Source organism: Variovorax sp. RO1, assembly GCF_002849325.1.
Lineage (GTDB): Bacteria > Pseudomonadota > Gammaproteobacteria > Burkholderiales > Burkholderiaceae_C > Variovorax.
In genome coordinates this window covers 401,814-419,862 of record NZ_PKMT01000002.1, presented here as the reverse complement: position 1 = coordinate 419,862, position 18,049 = coordinate 401,814, and the positions used below count along the sequence as shown (strand labels likewise).

The 18,049-nt window shown below is 68.8% G+C and carries 17 protein-coding genes; 6 read left to right on the top strand and 11 right to left on the bottom strand.

All coding sequences use genetic code 11. The features are described 5' to 3' along the window. Positions 1-138 precede the first annotated feature (138 nt). Positions 139-609, top strand: coding sequence for an RcnB family protein (locus tag CY658_RS13135; protein WP_101490636.1), 471 nt, complete (start codon positions 139-141; stop codon positions 607-609). 82 nt (positions 610-691) lie between these two features. On the opposite strand, the gene CY658_RS13130 is transcribed toward CY658_RS13135, so the two are convergent. Then, the gene (locus CY658_RS13130) at positions 692-961 is read right to left on the bottom strand and encodes a hypothetical protein (protein WP_101490635.1); all 270 of its coding nucleotides are present in this window, start codon (positions 959-961) and stop codon (positions 692-694) included. 113 nt (positions 962-1,074) lie between these two features. Continuing rightward, on the bottom strand, positions 1,075-2,019 hold the full coding sequence (locus CY658_RS13125) for a CysB family HTH-type transcriptional regulator (RefSeq protein ID WP_101490634.1): 945 nt from the start codon (positions 2,017-2,019) through the stop codon (positions 1,075-1,077). Positions 2,020-2,194: 175 nt separating this feature from the next. Between CY658_RS13125 and CY658_RS13120 the strand changes: the two genes are divergently transcribed. The 3 genes from CY658_RS13120 (at position 2,195) to CY658_RS13110 (ending at position 6,974) form a co-directional block, all read left to right on the top strand. Continuing rightward, positions 2,195-2,797 (top strand): TetR/AcrR family transcriptional regulator, encoded by a 603-nt coding sequence (locus CY658_RS13120; protein WP_101490633.1) that lies wholly within the window; start codon positions 2,195-2,197, stop codon positions 2,795-2,797. Positions 2,798-3,026: 229 nt separating this feature from the next. Beyond that, positions 3,027-3,923, top strand: a complete 897-nt coding sequence (locus CY658_RS13115; protein ID WP_101490632.1) for an alpha/beta fold hydrolase — start codon at positions 3,027-3,029, stop codon at positions 3,921-3,923. A gap of 87 nt (positions 3,924-4,010) precedes the next feature. Beyond that, on the top strand, positions 4,011-6,974 hold the full coding sequence (locus CY658_RS13110) for an SEL1-like repeat protein (protein ID WP_101490631.1): 2,964 nt from the start codon (positions 4,011-4,013) through the stop codon (positions 6,972-6,974). A 45-nt stretch (positions 6,975-7,019) separates the two neighbouring features. On the opposite strand, the gene minE is transcribed toward CY658_RS13110, so the two are convergent. From minE to CY658_RS13085, 5 genes are all read right to left on the bottom strand, one after another. Continuing rightward, a complete protein-coding gene (gene minE / locus CY658_RS13105; protein WP_099794335.1) occupies positions 7,020-7,292 on the bottom strand; it encodes a cell division topological specificity factor MinE in 273 nt (90 codons plus the stop codon). Between the two features lie 2 nt (positions 7,293-7,294). Beyond that, positions 7,295-8,110: a septum site-determining protein MinD gene (minD, locus tag CY658_RS13100; RefSeq protein WP_095747381.1), complete on the bottom strand. Its 816-nt coding sequence runs from the start codon at positions 8,108-8,110 to the stop codon at positions 7,295-7,297. A 68-nt stretch (positions 8,111-8,178) separates the two neighbouring features. Beyond that, a complete protein-coding gene (gene minC / locus CY658_RS13095; protein ID WP_101490630.1) occupies positions 8,179-8,955 on the bottom strand; it encodes a septum site-determining protein MinC in 777 nt (258 codons plus the stop codon). 131 nt (positions 8,956-9,086) lie between these two features. Beyond that, a complete protein-coding gene (locus tag CY658_RS13090; RefSeq protein WP_101490629.1) occupies positions 9,087-10,373 on the bottom strand; it encodes a solute carrier family 23 protein in 1,287 nt (428 codons plus the stop codon). Between the two features lie 166 nt (positions 10,374-10,539). Further along, on the bottom strand, positions 10,540-10,962 hold the full coding sequence (locus CY658_RS13085) for a hotdog fold thioesterase (RefSeq protein WP_056574715.1): 423 nt from the start codon (positions 10,960-10,962) through the stop codon (positions 10,540-10,542). A gap of 89 nt (positions 10,963-11,051) precedes the next feature. Here CY658_RS13085 and CY658_RS13080 point away from each other — a divergent pair, with 89 nt between their 5' ends. Next, positions 11,052-12,389, top strand: a complete 1,338-nt coding sequence (locus CY658_RS13080; protein ID WP_101490628.1) for a hypothetical protein — start codon at positions 11,052-11,054, stop codon at positions 12,387-12,389. A 106-nt stretch (positions 12,390-12,495) separates the two neighbouring features. Here CY658_RS13080 and CY658_RS13075 read toward each other — a convergent pair whose 3' ends face one another. From CY658_RS13075 to CY658_RS13065, 3 genes are all read right to left on the bottom strand, one after another. Beyond that, on the bottom strand, positions 12,496-13,839 hold the full coding sequence (locus CY658_RS13075) for a tripartite tricarboxylate transporter permease (protein WP_101491274.1): 1,344 nt from the start codon (positions 13,837-13,839) through the stop codon (positions 12,496-12,498). A 41-nt stretch (positions 13,840-13,880) separates the two neighbouring features. Beyond that, positions 13,881-14,333, bottom strand: coding sequence for a hypothetical protein (locus CY658_RS13070; protein ID WP_101490627.1), 453 nt, complete (start codon positions 14,331-14,333; stop codon positions 13,881-13,883). 93 nt (positions 14,334-14,426) lie between these two features. Beyond that, entirely contained in the window at positions 14,427-15,713 is a 1,287-nt protein-coding gene (locus CY658_RS13065; RefSeq protein ID WP_101490626.1) for a hydroxymethylglutaryl-CoA reductase, degradative, read from the bottom strand. A gap of 137 nt (positions 15,714-15,850) precedes the next feature. Between CY658_RS13065 and CY658_RS13060 the strand changes: the two genes are divergently transcribed. Further along, the gene (locus tag CY658_RS13060) at positions 15,851-17,245 is read left to right on the top strand and encodes an aminotransferase-like domain-containing protein (RefSeq protein ID WP_101490625.1); all 1,395 of its coding nucleotides are present in this window, start codon (positions 15,851-15,853) and stop codon (positions 17,243-17,245) included. A gap of 1 nt (position 17,246) precedes the next feature. On the opposite strand, the gene CY658_RS13055 is transcribed toward CY658_RS13060, so the two are convergent. Next, complete coding sequence (locus CY658_RS13055; protein ID WP_101490624.1) at positions 17,247-18,032, bottom strand: crotonase/enoyl-CoA hydratase family protein; 786 nt, start codon at positions 18,030-18,032, stop codon at positions 17,247-17,249. Positions 18,033-18,049: the final 17 nt, after the last annotated feature.

Below are 18,049 nucleotides of genomic sequence, written 5' to 3'. Positions count from 1 at the left end.
ACGGGCGTGCAGGACAACACGCCGCGCAGATACCGGCGCTTACCGTATTTCATCTGACGGCGACCTGATGCATCGCAAGCAGACACATGGGCTGCACACAATGGAGGCGTCATCACAGACAAACAAAAGGAGTTCCAGATGATCTTCCGTACCAAGCGCCTCACCACTGCCGCCGTTGCGGCGCTCGCATTGTCCCTGGCAGCAGGCAGCGCGCTGGCGCAAGATCGCCGGGGCGACGATCAACGTCCGGGCGGCGGCCGCTACGAGCAGCGCGACGACCACCGAGGTGATCACCGTGGCGCAGGCCGCTACGAACAGCGCAACGACCACCGCTCGCACCGCGGCCCTCACGCCGGTTATCGCGGCGACCAGGACTTCCGCGACGGCCGCCAGTTCGACCGCCGGGGCTTCCCGCAGCCGCACAGCGAGTGGCGCCGTGGTGGCCGCGTGCCGACCGAATACCGGGGCCGCAACTACGTGGTGAACGACTGGCGCGCCTACCGCCTGCAGCAGCCGCCGCGCGGCTACCAGTGGGTCGGCGTGGGCGGTGACTACGTGCTCGCGGCCATTGCCACCGGCCTCATCGCGCAGATCATCGCGGGCCAGTAAGCCGTCTCACGACGCACATGCGAAAACCGCCACAGGAGACTGTGGCGGTTTTTCTTTGGGGGACTGTCGGGTGGGCTGTTTGTCAGGCCACCGCGGTGGCGGCCGACTGGGCGCAGACGTTGCGCCCGGTGATGGTGAGGCGCAGGCCGCCGCCATGCCATTCGAGCCAGTTGAGATCGACGTACGCGTCGATGTCGCGATCGTCGATGCGATCGGCCTGGCGGCTTTGCAGCAGTTCAACGGTGGCAGGCAGGGCACGTTTCAGGCGTTCGCGCTTCTCCGCTGCATCGGCCGCCTTTTGGGCGGCCCGGGTGGCCTGTAGTTTCTGCTGCTGCTGCGAAGTCGATGCCATTGCTGATCCGTTCCGGGAGCCAAGGAATTAACCCGAATGTACGCCGCTTGTGTGAAGCCGCGCGCATTCTTTTCAACCCTGGAGCCGGAAGTGTCGATTTCGTTGCGCTTGAGCTAAATCTCGTAGTGAGAAACCTTGACCTCGTCGCCCAAGGCCTTCTCGACAATGGCGCGCGTCAAGGTCGGCGCAAACGACTCGATGAACGCGTAGACATATTTGCGCAGGTAGTTGCCACGCCGCACGGCGAGTTTGGTGAGGTTGATGCCGAACAGCCGCCCCGCATCGAGCGCACGCAGCTGCGTGTCGCGCTCGGCCTCGTAGGCCACGCCGGCGACGATGCCCACGCCCAGGCCCAACTGCACGTAGGTCTTGATGACGTCGGCGTCCATCGCGGCCAGCACGATGTTGGGCTGCAGGCCGCGCTGCTCGAACGCCTCGTCGATGCGCGAGCGGCCCGTGAAGCCGGTGTCGTAGGTGATCAGCGGGTGCTGCGTGAGCGCCTCGAGCGTGAGCGGCGCGTCGAGCAGCGGATGCCCGGGCGGCACGATCACCGAGTGCGTCCAGCGGTAGCAGGGCAGGGCGACCAGCTGCGGGTAGTCGCCCAGCGCCTCGGTGGCGATGCCTACGTCGGCCTCGCCGTCGAGCAGCATCTGCGCGATCTGCTTGGGCGAGCCCTGGTGCAGGTGCAGTTTCACGTTCGGAAACTGCGCGCGAAATTCCTGCACCGCCACCGGCATTGCATAGCGCGCCTGCGAGTGCGTGGCCGCCACCGACAGCAGGCCGCTTTGCTGCGCCACGAACTCCTGGCCCGCGTGCTTGAGGTTGCTGCTCTCCATCAGCATGCGCTCAATGATCGGCAGCACGTGGCCGCCGGGCTCGGTGAGGCCCGTGAGCCGCTTGCCGGCCCGCACGAAGAGCTCGATGCCGAGCTCTTCCTCGAGCTCGCGGATCTGCCGGCTCACGCCGGGCTGCGAGGTGTGAAGGGTGTGGGCGACCTCGGTCAGGTTGAAGCCGCAACGAACGGCCTCGCGTACCGAGCGCAGTTGTTGAAAGTTCATCGGGCGCGCAGGAGGTGAAAGGTCCGGACCCCGGACGGGGCCGACCGGCGATTCTCGGCAGAAGTGCTTATGCGGGGAACGATGCGTTTGTTGGTTTCACATGAGCAAAACATCTATGAGGCCCTTCTGCGCGAGGGGAGTTGGTGTTTCGCACGACTGTGCTAAAGTTCGCCACATGGACGCCAAGACCCAGAAAAGCGAACTCACCCGCGCCGCCATCGTCGGCGCGGCGATGCACCTTGCGCTGGCCGAAGGGCTGGAGGCGATCTCGCTGCAGGCCGTGGCGAGCCGGCTCGGGCTGTCCAAGAGCGGCGTGTTCTCGCGCGTGGGGTCGCGCGAGGCGCTGCAGAAGGCCGTCATCGAGGAGTACGGCCGCGGCTTCCTGGCCGAGGTGTTCGTGCCCGCCATGCAGAAGCCCAAGGGCCTGCCCCGCCTGAACGACATCGTCGCGCGCTGGATCGCCCGCACGCGCGACGTCGAAGCGCAAACCGGCTGCCTCTACGTGGCCGGGGCCTTCGAGTTCGACGACCGCGAAGGCGAGCTGCGCGACCTGCTGTTCGACGAGATCACGCGCTGGCGTGCCGCGCTGCGCCGCACGGTGCTGCAGGCGGTCGAGACCGGCGAGCTCCAGGCCGACACCGATCCCGCCCAGCTCGTGAGCGAGATCAACGGAATCATGATGAACCAGCTGCACGACGCGCGCTTCCTGCGTGACGGGCATGCGGCCGAGCGCGCGGGCCAGACCTGGCAGCGCCTTCTTTCCAGCTACCGCGCTTGAGCGCATCCGCAGACGACGACCTTCGCCTCTTCGTTTGCCTTAATTTCGCACCACCGTGCGATAAAAAAGGAGAAGCACCATGCTGATCATTGCCCTCTTCCTCGCCGCCTACGCGGCCCTCCTCGGTGTGCGCGGCGTGCGGGACACGCTGCGCAGCCTGCCGCGCAGCAACCAGGACTGGGTCTGGTACTGAGCACTCAGTACTGAGCCCCGACAAGGAACCTCTTCGATGACCACGACCACCACTTCCGTTCCCCCGGGCTACTACAGCGCCAGCCCGCTGATGCGCGCGATGCGCTTCGGCCTCGGCGCCTCGCAACGCCTGTGGCCCGCGCTCGGCGTGCGCGCGGCGTACCGCGTGTTCGGCACGCCGCTGCCGCCCAAATGGCTGTACCGCGGCCAGCACCCCGGCGCCGACTGGCGCCGGGAGGCCTGGTCGTTCGAGGACGCGAACCTCGGCATCTACCACCTCGCCGCGCAGGACTCGGGCGCCGAGTCGGCACCGGTCGTGCTGCTGGTGCATGGCTGGGGAGGCCACGCGGGCCAGATGCTGCCGCTCGCGCAGGCCATCGCCGCCGAAGGCCTGCGGCCGGTGCTGCTCGAGATGCCGGCCCATGGCCGCAGCGCGGGCACGGCCAGCAACCTGCCGCAGTTCGCGCGCGCCATCGACTACGTGGCGGCGCGTTTGGGTGCCGACGGGCATGTGCTGCGCGCAGCGGTCGCGCATTCGCTGGGGGCCAATGCACTGGCCTATGCGGCGGGGCGCGGGCTGCCGGCGCAGCGGCTGGTGCTGCTCGCACCGCCGGCCTCGCCGCGCGAGTACACGCGCTACTTCGCGCAGGTGTTCGGCCTCAGCGAGCGCACGCGCGCGGGCATGCAGCGCCTGATCGAAGCACGCGAGGGCATCCTGATGCAGCAGCTCGAACCTGCCGCCGTGGGCCCGCGCATCGCGCAGCCGACGCTCATCGTGCATGACCGCGACGACCGCGTGAACCGCTTCGCCGACGCCGAGGCCTTTCGCGATGCGATCGCCGGCGCGCGGCTCTTTCCCACGCAGGGCTGGGGCCATCGCCGCATTCTGAAAGAGCAGGCCGTGCTGGCGCAGGTCACGCAGTTTCTGGCATAGCCCGCGGCGGTCATGTGAACGTGAAACGGCGCCTCTAAACTGGGCGCCACCCACGGCCTTCGCCGTGGACGACACACGCGACCACACATGGGCAATCGTTCCTGGCTCTATCTCGAACACTCTCTTTCCGGCGCTGACGAAGGCGCTGACCCCGAAGAAACTTCGGCCGACGAAATCGCCGAAGCCAACAACAACTTTCCCGTGCTCTGGCAACTCCTGCTGGCCGATGGTGCGGCCGGCGACGCCATCGACCACCAGCGCGTCTTCGGCGACGCCGGCACCGACAACCTCGCCAGCGACGCGCACGCCGCGCTCGCGCGCATCCGGCAGCTGCACGCCTTTGTCGAACGGCACCCGATGCTGCACACGCTGCCGCAGATCGCACTGCAGTTCGAGGCGGTGACGCTGCACCTGGCCGAACTGATCGACGAAACGCCGGACAACAGTGCGCCGCGCTTCTCTGCCAACCTCGACGAACTGTCCTGGCTGGGCGGAGACACGGAAGGCGAGGGCTTCATCGAACGCAACCGCCGCGAGTGCAATGAACTGTGGGCCGAGGTGCGCCGCTGCATCGACAGCGGCAACCACCCGGGCGTGGATGCGGCGCTCGGCATCAAGCGTTTCGCAGACTGGGAGGCCTGGGCCTGGCAGTTCGGCTTCGGCAGCCTCTCGCATCCCTACTTCGACGGCTACGAAGAGCCGCGCGACGAGCGCTTTGCCGACTTCGAGCCCGAAGAAGACGAGGATGACGACGAGCGCCCCGACTACGACAACCACCTGGGCGGCGACCTCTGGCGCTTCGAGGTCGACGGCCGCTGGGGCGTGATGCGCGTGGTGTACGACGACGAGGGCGCCAGCCATCGCACCACCGTGGTCGAGCCCGCGTGGGACGACATCCGCTACGCCGGTGGAAGCGACCCACGCCTGCTCTGGATCTCGCAAGGTGAGCAATCCGGCCTGCTGCTCGCCGACGCCGAAGCGCCGCGCGTGCTGCTCGAACCGCAGCTCGACGAGGTCTGGGCCTTCGAGGACGACATCGCCACGGCCCTGGTCGGCGACCACGTCGGCCTGCTGCGCACCGACGGCAGCTGGCTGCTCCCGCCTTCGGTCGACGAGGTCTGGAGCTTTGTCGAAGGCCGGGTGCGCGCTCGCGTGGGCGAGCGCATCGGGTACATCGACCTGCAGGGCCAGTGGACGATCGCGCCGCGGTTCGAAGAGGCCGAAGACTTCACGCCTTTCGGCCTCGCGCCCGCGCGCGGCGACGAGGGCGGCTGGGGGCTGGTGCGCGCGGACGGCGAATGGGCCGTGCCGCCCGCGTTCGAAAACCTCCAGTGGCGCCACGACTGGGAGGGCTTAGAAGCCACGCGCGACGGCAAGGCCGGGCTGCTCGATGCGCAAGGCCGCGTCGTGATCGAGCCGGTCTACGAACAGGTCGACCTGCTCGAGGAATACCCGATCGAAAGCCTGACGAGCGAAGACAACGATCCGTCGAACGAGCGCGGCACACCGGCCCGGCCGAAGCGCTTCGCAGTGGAACGCGCCGACGGCCTGTGCGGCCTCATCGACGGGCAGGGCCGCGTGCTCGTGCCCTTCGGCTACGGCCGCTTCGAAACGCTGGAGCCGCTGACCGGCGAAGAGCGCGCGCACGCCATGGTCCGGCGCGACCTGGTGCGCGTGGCGTCCAAGGGCGGGCGCGCGGCGAAGAACGCGCCGTGGCTGCGCGGCATCTACGACGTGGCCGCCGGCCGAGAGCTGGTGCCGTGCCGGCACCGCACGCTGCAGCCGCTGGCCTGGGGCACGCAGGACTTCGGCTGGCTGGTCGCCGATCCGGTGCCGCGCAGCGCGAAGGCGGAGAAGGGGCAACTCGCCGTGGGCGTCCTGCGCGCCGATGGCTCCGTGCTGCATCCGCAGGCCTATCCGTGGATCAGCGCCGCGGTGTCCGTCGCTGACGGCTGGATGTCCACGGTGGTCCGCTCGGACCTGCGCAAGCGCTGGAGCGCGGGCGAGCCGGTGAAGGCCGTGCGCAACGACACCGGCCTGTACGTCTGGCTGCATGCCGACGGCCGCGAGCAGGCGCACCCCGAGCACATGGCCGCGCGCCATGCCGCCGGTGACCTGCAGGCGGCCTACGAGCTGGCCTGCCACCTGCGCGACGGCGAGGGCGTGGAGGCCGACCCGCGCGAAGCCCTGCGCTGGATGGCGCGCGCCGCCGGCGTGCGCGAACCCGGCGACGCCCCTGCGACCGCATCACCCGACGGCCTGCCCGTGGCCATGTGCGAGCTTTCGAAGATGCTGCGCTGGGACACGGCCGGCCTCGGCGCCGACCCCGTCCTGGGGCGCGCCTGGCTGCTGCACGCCATCGCCCATGGCGGTGAAGACGGCGCCGATGCCGCCACGCACGGCCATCTCGGCTACATGCTGTGCGAAGGCGAGGGAGGCGAGCGCGACCTGCAAGGTGGCATGCGGCACTACGAACTCGCCGCCGAGCAGAACAACACGATGGCGCTCTACAACCTCGGTCTGGCGCACAAGCTCGGCGAACCCGGCGAACCCGGCGAACCCGGCGAACCCGGGGAGCCCGGGGAGCCCGACCTGGCGCGCGCAATCGGCTACTTCCGCCGCGGCCATGAAGCCGGCGACACCAGCGCCACGATGCAGCTCGGCCGCACGCTGTGCCTGCACGCAGGGGCGCTGGCCGAACAGGACCACGCAGAAGCGGAAGTGAACGTTCTGTATGCCGAGGCCCTCTACGCGCTGCAGAAGGTGGCGGAAGACAGCACCCAGCGCCAGCAGGGCTGGGCCTGCTACGAGCTGGGCTGGATGCGCTTTCAGGGCCAGGGCGCGCCGGAAGACGCGGCAGCCGCCGAGCGCTGGCTGCTCACCGGCGCCGCGCTCGATGACTGCGAAGAGAACCTCGAGAGCCAGCGCGCCTGCATGGAGGTTCTGGCGGAGCAGTTCTACGGCGACCCCGACAGCCCGCTCTTCGACGAGGACAAGGCCCGCGAGTGGACGCAGCGGGTGGAGGCGCTGCCCGCGGCCCAACCGGAGTGAGCGGGTCCGCCCTGAGGCTTCAGGGCGGCTGCCGGGTTCTGGCGCTCAGCGCGCCGGAATCGGATCGGGCAGTTCGATCTTGATGTCCAGCACTTCGAGGTTGTCCTGGGTTTCCAGGTGCACCTTGATGTCGTCGGCGTTGATCGACACGTACTTGGAAATCACCGCCACCAGCTCGCGCTGGAGCTCGGGCAGGTAATCGGGGCGCTTCTTGCCGCTGAGGCTGGAGCGCTCGTGAGCGAGGATGATCTGCAGGCGCTCCTTGGCGACGCTCGCAGTCTTCTTCTTCTCACCAAGCAGGAACGAAAGAAACGACATGCCTACTTGCTCCCGAAGATCCGTTTGAAGAAGCCGGGCTTCTCGGCGTCGACAAAGCGCATCGGCTTGTCTTCGCCAAGGAAGCGCGCGACCACGTCGCTGTACGCCTGGGCCACGTCGGTGTCCTTGTCGTGGATGGCAGGTACACCCTGGTTGGAGGCGTGCAGCACGCTTTCCGACTCGGGGATCACGCCGATCAGCTTGATGCGCAGGATGTCCTGGATGTCTTCCAGCGAGAGCATCTGGCCGCCGGCCACCCGGTTCGGGTTGTAGCGGGTGATCAGCAGGTGTTCCTTGATCGGCTCGCCGCCGTCCTTGGCGCGCTTGGTCTTGCTGCTGAGCATGCCCAGGATGCGGTCCGAGTCGCGCACCGAAGAAACTTCGGGGTTGGTGACGATCAGCGCTTCGTCGGCGAAGTGCATCGCCATCATGGCGCCGGTCTCGATGCCCGCGGGCGAGTCGCAGATGATGTAGTCGAACTCCATGGCCGACAGGTCGTTCAGGATTTTTTCGACGCCTTCCTGCGACAGGGCTTCCTTGTCGCGCGTCTGCGAGGCGGCCAGCACGAACAGGTTGTCGCACTGCTTGTCCTTGATGAGCGCCTGGCTCAGGTTGGCCTCGCCCTGGATCACGTTGATCAGGTCGTACACCACACGGCGTTCGCAGCCCATGATCAGGTCGAGATTGCGCAGGCCCACGTCGAAGTCGATCACGGCCGTCTTCTTGCCGGCGAGCGCAAGGCCCGACGCGAAGCTGGCGCTCGTGGTCGTCTTGCCGACGCCGCCCTTGCCCGAGGTCACCACCACAATTTTGGCCATCGCCATTCCTTCTTGTTTCGATTCAGTTGTCGATTGATGCTCAGCGCTGCCGCGTTCCTGGTTTTTCATCAGGGAATCGCGTCGATCGCTATTTTTTTGCCGTCCAGGCGCACCTGGGCGGGCTTGCCCAGCACGGGCTCGGGCAGCGGCACTTCGTTCGTGCGGTAGATGCCGGCAATGGCCACCAGCTGCGCTTCCATGCAGGTCGAGAAGATCCGCGCCTCGGTGTTCCCGCGCGCGCCGGCAATGGCCTTGCCGCGCAGCGGCGCGTACACATGCACGTTGCCGTCGGCAATGACTTCGGCGCCGAAGCTCACGATGGCCGTCACCACCACGTCGCCGCCACGCGCATAGATCTGCTGGCCCGAGCGCAGCGGCTTGTCGATCAGCAGCGTGCCGTTGGCCGGCACCGGCAGCTCGCGCACGATCTGCGGGGCCTCGGAGGCCGCAGGCGCCTCGGCGGGCGGGGCCGGCGACCGGGGCGCAGGGGCCGAGGGCATGGCGGCCACCGACAGGCCGGCTTCACGCGCCGCGGCATGCTGCTCGGGGCTGCCGCCGCGCACGGCGATCGGCTGGGTCTGGTGGCGCGCCAGCAGGCTGCGCAGGGCGGCAAAGTCGATCTCGGGGGCAGGGGTGTCGGCCTCTGCCGCCAGTTCCTGCAGCATCGAGAGGTCGATCACCACCGGCTCCTGCTCGAAGAAGTCGGGCGAATCCGCCAACTGGGCGTCGAGCGCCTCGGCCAGCACGTCGAGGTCGGCTGTCTTGAGGATCACTGCGATCAGCGGCAGTGTGGCGCTCTTGAATTCGAAAACCGCCTTGGTACGAGCGGCGGAAACATCGGCCATTGGAAAACGTGTGTGAACGTCGGTGCGAAAAGCGTTGGAGTCTAACGGGCGCCGGCCAAAGCCCGATGGCCGGCGCCGTGTTCACTGACCCCGCACAACAGTTATTGCACGAGGTTTCACTTTGTCTGCCCTCAGGCGTTGCGCGAACGGCCGAGCAGTGCGTAAAGAATGATTGCCCCGAAAGTGGCGGTTCCGATGCCACCCAGCGCGAAGTCGCCGAACTTCAGCGTGAAGTCGCCGGTGCCGATGATCAGCGTGATCGCGGCCACGATCAGGTTCTTGTTCTGCGAGAAATCGACCTTGTTGTCGACCCAGATCTTGGCGCCCGCAATGGCGATCAGGCCGAACACCACGATGCTCACGCCGCCCATCACCGGCAGCGGAATCGCCTGGATCAGCGCGCCGAACTTGGGGCTGAAGCCCAGCACCAGCGCAATCACCGCCGCCACCACGAACACCGCCGTCGAGTAGATGCGGGTGGCCGCCATCACGCCGATGTTCTCGGCGTAGGTGGTCACGCCCGTGCCGCCCGCGGCGCCGCTGATGACCGTGGCAATGCCGTCGCCGATGAAGGCGCGGCCCATGTACGGGTCGAGGTTGCGGCCGGTCATGGCCGTCACCGCCTTCAGGTGGCCGAGGTTTTCCGCCACCAGGATGATCGCCACGGGCGCAATCAGCAGCATCGCGTTGGTCGTGAACACCGGCGCCGTGAAGGTCGGCAGGCCGAACCAGGCCGCATTGGCGATGCCGCTCAGGTCGACCGGCTTGCCCAGGCCCATGCCGTTGGTGAGCGCCGCGTACACCAGCGTGGCCAGGATCAGGCCGATGAGGATCAACAGGCGCTGCACCATGCCGCGCGTGAACACCGCCACCAGGCCCACGCACAGGAAGGTCACGGCCTGCATCCACGCGTCGAAGTTGGTGGGCGCCATGTTCTTGATGGGAATGCTGGCCAGGTTCAGCCCGATGACTGCCACCACGGCGCCCGTGACCACGGGCGGCATGAAGCGCTCGATCCAGCCCGTGCCCACGGCCTGCACGATGGCCCCGATCAGGATGTACACCACCCCGCAGGCCACGATGCCGCCCAGCGCCACCGCGATGTTGGCGTTGGGCCCCTTGCCCGCATAGCCGCTGGCCGCGATCACCACGCCGATGAAGGCGAAGCTCGAGCCCAGGTAGCTGGGAACCTTGCCGCCGGTCACGAAGTAGAAGATGAGCGTGCCGATGCCGCTCATCAGGATCGCGATGTTGGGATTGAAGCCCATCAGGATCGGCGCCAGCACCGTGGCGCCGAACATGGCGATCACGTGCTGGATGCCCATGGCGCCCGTCTGCAGCCAGGGCAGCCGCTCGTCGGGCGCGATGACGGCGCCATTGGCCAGTGTGGACACCGGCTTTTCAGTCCAGTTGAACATGTGTTTTCTTCTCCTCGGTTGGTGTGTGTGGGGGGTCGACGCGCTCCCTGGGGCGAGATTGTGGTCGATCCACCCCGTGCTGAACACGGGTTCCACCCGCAAGAGGCGTACCAGCGGGAGAAAGAAAACGAGGAGAAGAAAAGGGCCCGGAAGGGGGCGCCCGCGCTCAGCGCGGCTGCAGCACCGCCATGGTGATGCGCGAGACGCAGGTCAGCTCGCCCGCCTCGTTCGTCAGGTCGATCTGCCAGACCTGCGTGGTGCGCCCGCGGTGCACCGGGCGCGCCGTGCCGATGACCCAGCCGCTGGTGGCCGAGCGGATGTGGTTGGCGTTGATGTCCAGGCCCACGGCGCGGTCGCCTTCGGGGGCCGAGTAGTGCGCGCCGCAGGAGCCCAGTGTCTCGGCCAGCACCACCGACACGCCGCCGTGCAGGATGCCGTAGGGCTGGCGGGTGCGTTCGTCCACCGGCACGCGGGCGCGGATGAAGTCGTCGCCCACCTCCAGGAATTCGATGCCCAGGGCGGCCACGGCCGTGCCCACGTGGTTGGCGGTCAGCGATTCGACCGAGATGTCTTTCTTCCAGATACGCATGCGGGAGTCTCCGAGATACAGGGGGTGCGAGGGCACTATAGCGACGACGGCTGACAGGGACAGTCGCCTTTGCGTGCTACCTTGGCCCGATGACCTTCCCTTCGGTGCGACGCTGGCTCCTGGGTTCGGTGGCGGTGCTGCTGCTGGGCTTCGGCGCGCTGGTGCTCGTGGTGGCCGCGCGCCTGCCCGACGACGAGGAGGTGGCCGCCCGCATCGCCGCCGGCTTCTCGCAGCGCTACGGCGTCGACCTGACCGTGGGCGGCGCCCACTGGTCGCTGTGGCCGGTGCCCGTGCTGGCGCTGTCCGAGCTGGCCACCGACCAGCCCCAGCCCATCACCCTGCGCCGCCTGAGCGTGCGGCTGCACCTGTGGCCGCTGCTGCTGCACCGCGTGGTGGCCATCGACGAGATCGACGTCGAAAGTCTGGTGCTGCCGCGCAACTCGGTGCGCGCTTTCCGAGGCAAGGGCCCCGCGCCGCAGGAGGGCGACCGCATCATGGTGCTGCCGGCGCCCTGGGCGCTGGCGCCCGTGCCGGTGGAGCGCGTGCGCTGGCGCGACGTGGTCTGGATCGACCGCCGCGAGATCGCGCTGGCCTACGACGGCGACGTGACCTTCGACGACAACTGGCGCCCCCGCCACCTGCGCCTGGAGCGCGCCGGCGCCGCGTCGCCCGTTCGGCTGCGGCTGGACCGCGAGGGCGGAGAAGACCGCTGGCGCACCCGCATCGATGCCGGAGGCGGCACGTGGAACGGCGAATCGCGGCTCGAGGTGCTGCCCGAGGGGCGGGGCTTGCGCGTGTCGGCCGAGCTCGACCCGCGGCAGGTCGACATCGAAGGGCTGGTGCAGGCTTTCGGGCGCCGCTCGGCGGTGGCCGGCAAGGTCTCGGGCCACACCTCGCTGGTGGCCGAGGCCCGCGAGGTGGGCGCGCTGATCCGCGGCCTGCACACCCGCACCACCTTCTCGGTGCAGCCCGCCACGCTGACCCGCCTCGACCTCGCCAAGGCCGTGACCACCGTCGGCATCAGCCGCGGCGGCACCACGGCGCTGGACGAGCTCACCGGCACGCTCGACACCCAGGGCACCGAGGACGGCATCGTGATGCGCTACACGAACCTCAAGGCGCGCTCGGGCGTGCTCACCGCGAGCGGCAACCTGCGGCTCTTCAACCGCCAGATGACGGGCGAGATGGCGGTCGATCTGGTCGACGGCGTGGTCGGCGTGCCGCTCAAGATCAGCGGTAGCGTGGCCGAGCCCGAGGTGTCGATGACCGGCGGCGCGCTCGCGGGGGCGGCCGTTGGCAGTGCGGTGCTGCCGGGTGTGGGCACGGCGATTGGGGCGCGTGTGGGGCAGCAGGTGGAGAAGCTCTTCGGCGGGGATGAGCCTGCGAAGAAGAAGGCGCCGAAGCCGCCTGCATCGCCGCAGCGTTGAGCGGTCTGGCGTCGCGTTCAGGGCGTGTGCCCAGGCCACCGGGTACTTCCCTCCGCGAATGTCCCCCGTCGGCGGGAGCGTCGCCCTGAACGCCCCCGTCAACCAATCAAGAGAACGCCTTGATCACCGCAGGCACCGTCAACACCGCCGTGTAGTACCCCATGAACTGCACGCCCGTGTTGAACCCGATCGCACGCGACAGCAGCCCACCGAGCAGACCCATCGTCAGGATCACCAGCAGCCCGAGCAGCTGCCCTTCCCACACGCTGATCACCACGATCAACCCGACGAAGGTCGCGATGATCGCTTCGTGGCTCACCTTGCGCGAGACGAACAGCGCCGCGCGGCGCGCGAAGTTCATCGTGAAGGGGTAGGCCACCAGCGCCGCGAGCACCACGGCCAGCATGCCGTAGCCGAGGAACTCCCAGTGGTTCAGCAGGTTGTGCAGGTTGTGCGTCTGGCCCGTGGCCGAATCGATGGTGAACACCGGCGGCGCATTGAAGAGCGGCGCCGCCGGGCCTGCGGCCACGGGGCTCAGCGGCAGACCGATGGCGATCAGCGGGATCAATGCTTCGGCGATGTAGGTCGCCTCGGTCACGCCATTGCGCGCGGCCAACGTCGTGGTGAGGCGGTGGTACGCGTGCTTGATGCGCGAGCCGACCAGCTCGCCCAGCACCACCGTCATCGCGACCGGGCTGAACACGAAGGTGGCGCTGGAGATCGCGGCGGTGGCAAAGGTCCATTTCACCTGCGCGCGGTCGAGCACCTTGAATGGGTTCGGGAAGTAGCCCGTCCAGCCCTTCACGTCGGGCGCGAGCGAGAAGGTGCGGACCTTGTCGCGCTTCATGCGCGCACGCGCCGCCGGCGAGATCACCGAGAACAAATCGGCCACCAGCGGCCCGATGGCGATGCCCAGGAAGTAGCTGATGCTGAGCTTCACGCCGTACTTGCCGGTGAGCGCCTGCAGCGCCACGATCACCATCACGAACGGCACCAGCGTCGCCACAGAGGCCCAGCGCCCGCTCGAGAAGTAGGCAATGGCCACGGCCGCCACCACGAAGATCCACGGCGCCGCCTTGCTGATGGCCGCGCCATACGGCGCCAGCAGCACCGCGAACAGCACGGCCAGCGGCACCGCGAGAAAGGCCGCGATGATCGCGCCCGACACCATCTTGCGCAGCGCGATGTGCGGCACGCCCAGGTTGCGCAGCACGTTCGCGTCCTGCAGCAGCGGCGTGGCCATGGTGTCGCCCGGAATGCCGAGCAGCGCGGTGGGCACCGCGTGCGTCATGTGCTTGGCGACTGCGGCCGCGAGGAAGAAGGTGAACACGCCTTCGGGCGGCACGCCGAGCAGCACCACCAGCAGCGTGAGTGGCGCGAGCGTGGTGGTTTCGTCGGTGCCCGAGACGAGGCCGATGGCCGCGAACACGATGGCGCCCACGAGGCCCATGCCGGTGGCGACGAGGATCTGGTTGAACAGGGCGGCGTCGATCACGATGCGGCTCCTTCGGCGTTCTTGGCGCGGGGCTTGTACGACGCGAACAGGTCGTAGATTTCCAGCTCCTTCATCTCGCGCACCACCGACGGCGGCAGGTCGTCCACCGACCCCAGGTCGCCTTGCTCGCCGGCCAGTTCGGCCAGCACTTCTTCGCGCCAGCGCGGATCGGGGTCGGTGCCTTCGACCACCTCGCGCTTGGGCGCGAAGAGCTTCGCGCAGATCAGGCCCGAGACGACGCAGCCGCCAAGGCCCGCGAGCATGGCGTAGGCGCGCGCCAGTTCGGGCGTGCTCACGACGCTCGCGAGCACGCGGCTCGCCACGAGGTAGCCCGTGAGGCTCACCGCGACGCCAATCACGATCGACCACGCGAGGTGGCCCAGGTCGGCCGTGTCGCCCCATATCTCCACCAGCCGCCAGCGGGCGGGCGTTGCACTGTCTGCGTTCATGTGTGTTGTCTCCGTCTGTGGTTATGTGACAGCCGCGTGCGCGACCGCCGCGGTGTGGGCCGCGGACCGTGGTGCGGGATGCTCCCGCGTTGCTTACTTCTTGCGCAGTGCGTCGAGCAGCGCCACGGCGCGGTCGGTGCGCACGTCGTGCTCCGCCGCCATCTGCTTGGCGATGTGATCGATCTCGTCGCCGGTCGCCCCCGCGACCAGCGCGATGTTGCGGGCGTGCAGCGCCATGTGGCCGCGCTGGATGCCTTCGGTGGCGAGCGCGCGCAGGGCGCCGAGGTTTTGCGCGAGGCCCACGGCCACGGCGACTTCGCCGAGTTCCTGTGCCGACTTCACGTCGAGGATCTTCAGTGCGAGCCGCGCGAGCGGATGCGTCTTGGTGGCGCCGCCCACAAGGCCCACGGGCATCGGCATCTCGATGGTGCCGACGAGCGCGCCGCTCGTGTCCTTCTCCCACGTGGTCAGCGAGGAATAGCGCCCGCTGCGGCAGGCGTACGCATGCGCGCCGGCTTCCACCGCGCGCCAGTCGTTGCCGGTCGCGACGATCACCGGGTCGATGCCGTTCATGATCCCCTTGTTGTGCGTCGCCGCGCGGTAGGGGTCGATGGCCGCGAAGGTGTAGGCGTCGATCACGCCCTCGACCACTTCTTCGCCGCTGCGCTCGCGCGTGGCCAGCACAGAAGGCGCAAGCCGCACGCGCGCACGCGCCAGCCGCAGGTCGGCCAGGTTCGACAGGATGCGCAGCCGCACCGTGCCGCCCGTGAGTTGCTCGACCAGCGGCGACACCGCCTCGGCCATCGTGTTGACCGTGTTCGCGCCCATCGCGTCGCGCACGTCGACGATCAGGTGCATCACCACCATCGCGCCGCGCGGCGTGTCGCCGAACACATGCACCTCGATGTCGCGGCAGCCGCCGCCGAGATCGATCAGCACCTTGTCGCGGCTGTTGGCCACGGCCAGGATCTCGTCGCGCGCACGCAGCAGCGCGAGCCGCGCGCCGTACGGATCGGTGATGTCGATCACCTGCACCTGCGCACGCATCAGCGGCCCGGTGCTCGACGCCTCGAAGCCGCCGCCTTCGCGCGCCAGCTTGGCCATGAACGAGGCGGCGGCGACCACCGAGGGTTCTTCGACCGCCATCGGCACGAGGTAGTCGCGCCCGTTCACGGTGAAGTTGCCGGCCACGCCCAGCGGCAGCTCGAAGGTGCCGATCACGTTCTCGACCATGCCGTTGGCACGCTCCACACTCAGCGCGCCGGGTTGCGCGAGCAGCGCCACCTCGTCGTCGGTGAGCGAGGCGGCCTGTGCGATGTGGGCCAGGCGTTGGGCGGGCGTGAGTGCGCGGAAATTGGGAATGCGGGAATCGGCGGCCATCGGTGCGTGTCTCTTCGGAAGGTGAATTCGGGAGCAGGCAATTTAGGCCGGCTGTACCGCCCGCGGAAGGCACAGTTTCGCGGGACAGTGCGGACAGTGGTGCGCTAGCGCGGCCTGCTGTGTCACAGTCGAAGCCCATGACCACGATCGCCGATTCGCTCGCCGACACCCTCGCGCGCCAGATCGCGAGCGGCGCCTACAAGGCCGGCGACAAGTTGCCCTCGCTGCGCGAACTCGCGCAACTTCACGGCTATGCCAAGAACACTGTCGTGGCCGCCTTCGAGCTGCTGGTGTCGCGCGGCCTCGTCGAGCCGCGACGCGGTTCGGGCTACTACGTGCTCGCGCAGGCCACGGCCACGCCCAAGCCCGCCGAAGAAGACGCCGGCAGCCTCGGCCGCGCGATGGACATCGTGTGGCTCATGCGCGAGCAGCTCAAGACGCAGCCCGATGCGGTGGCCGTGGGCGACGGCTTTCCGCCCGTCGAATGGCTCGCCGATGTGCGGCTGGACAAGTACCACCCGAAGGTCGTCCGCACGGGGCTCGGCGCGCTGTTCCGCTACGGCAGCCGCTTCGGTTACGCGCCATTGCGCGACCACCTCGTGCGCAAGCTGGCCGACTTCGGCATCGGCGCGGAGCCGCGGCAGATCGTGCTCACGCACGGCGCCAACGAGGCGATGGACATCGTCATCCGCTACTTCGTACCGCCCGGCGGCAAGGTGCTGGTCGATGACCCCGGCTACTACCCGCTGTTCGGCAAGCTCAAGCTCGCGGGCGCGCAGATGCTGGCCGTGCCGCGCCTGGCCGACGGGCCCGACCTCGACGTGCTGGAGCAACTGCTCATCGCCGAGCGGCCGCGCCTGTTCTTCACGCAGTCGCTCGCGCACAACCCCACGGGCTCCGACATCTCGCCGGCCAAGGCCTTTCGCGTGCTGCAGCTGGCGCAGAAGTACAACCTGCTGATCGTCGAGAACGACCCGCTGGCCGACTTCAAGCCGACGGCGTTGCCGCGTCTCTCCGCGCTCGACCAGCTCGAACGCACGATCTACATCGGCAGTTTTTCGAAGTCGTTCTCGGCCGCGCTGCGCGTGGGCTTCATCGCCTGCGGGGCCGACCTGGCGAGCGACCTTGCCGACCTGAAGGCGCTGATCCACGTGAGCAGCTCGGAGTACAGCGAGCGCACGGTCGACGTCATCCTGAGCGAGGGCCACTACCAGCGGCACCTCAAGCGCCTGCAGCAGCGGCTGGGCGAGGCCACGCGCGACGCGCTGAAACTGTTCGATACGGTGGACGCCGAGGTCTTCGCGCGCAGCCCGCAGTCGCTCTACATCTGGGCCGCGCTGCCCGGCGTGGACGATTCGCTGGCCTTCGCGAAAGAGCTGCTGCCGCGCAAGATCGTGATGGCGCCGGGGCGCATCTTCAGTGTCGACTCGACGCAGGTCTCGCGCTGGTCGCGCTTCAATGTCGGCGCCATGGCCGACCCGCGATTCGCGAAGGCGCTGCGCACCGCGCTGCGGCGCCGGTCCAGTCCTTGAATCAGCCCTTGAAGGTGCCGTGCCGGCCCGCACCGCCGGCAAAGCGCGCGGCACCGGCCTCGCCTTCGGCCGCGACGATCGGCACGCCCTGCGCGCCTTCGCGGCGCAGTGCCTCGGCCAGCGGCAGGTCCCATTGTTCGAAGGCGGAGCGGCGGTCGGCCAGCATGCACTGCTGCGGGAAGGCGGCGATCTGCCGTGCCAGTTCCTGTGCGGCAGCGAGCGCGCCGCCCGGCGGCGTGGTGCGGTTCACCAGGCCCATGGCCAGCGCCTCGGCCGCGCCGACGGGGCGGCCTGTGAGGATCAGGTCGAGCGCGCGCCCCATGCCGATGAGGCGCGGCAGCCGCACGGTGCCGCCGTCGATCAGCGGCACGCCCCAACGGCGGCAGAACACGCCGAACACCGCATCGTCGTCGGCCACGCGCAGGTCGGCCAGCAGCGCGAGCTCGAGCCCGCCCGCGACCGCATAGCCGTTCACCGCCGCGATCAGCGGCTTGGACAGCGCCATGCGCGTCGGGCCCATCGGGCCGGCGCCGCCGCCCTCGGGGTCGAGCTCGTTGCGGCGCGCCGGATCGCCGACCGCGCTCAGGTCGGCACCCGCGCAGAAGTGGCCCCCCGCGCCCGTCAGCACGGCCACGCGCAGCGCGTCGTCGGCCTCGAAGCGTTCGAAGGCCGCGCGCAATGCGGCGGCGACCACGCCGTCCACGGCATTGCGTTTGTCGGGCCGGTTCAGCGTGAGCGTGCAGACGGGGCCGTCCACGTCGAAGGTCACGCAGGGCGGGGTGGTCATGGCGGAGTCTCCGGGAA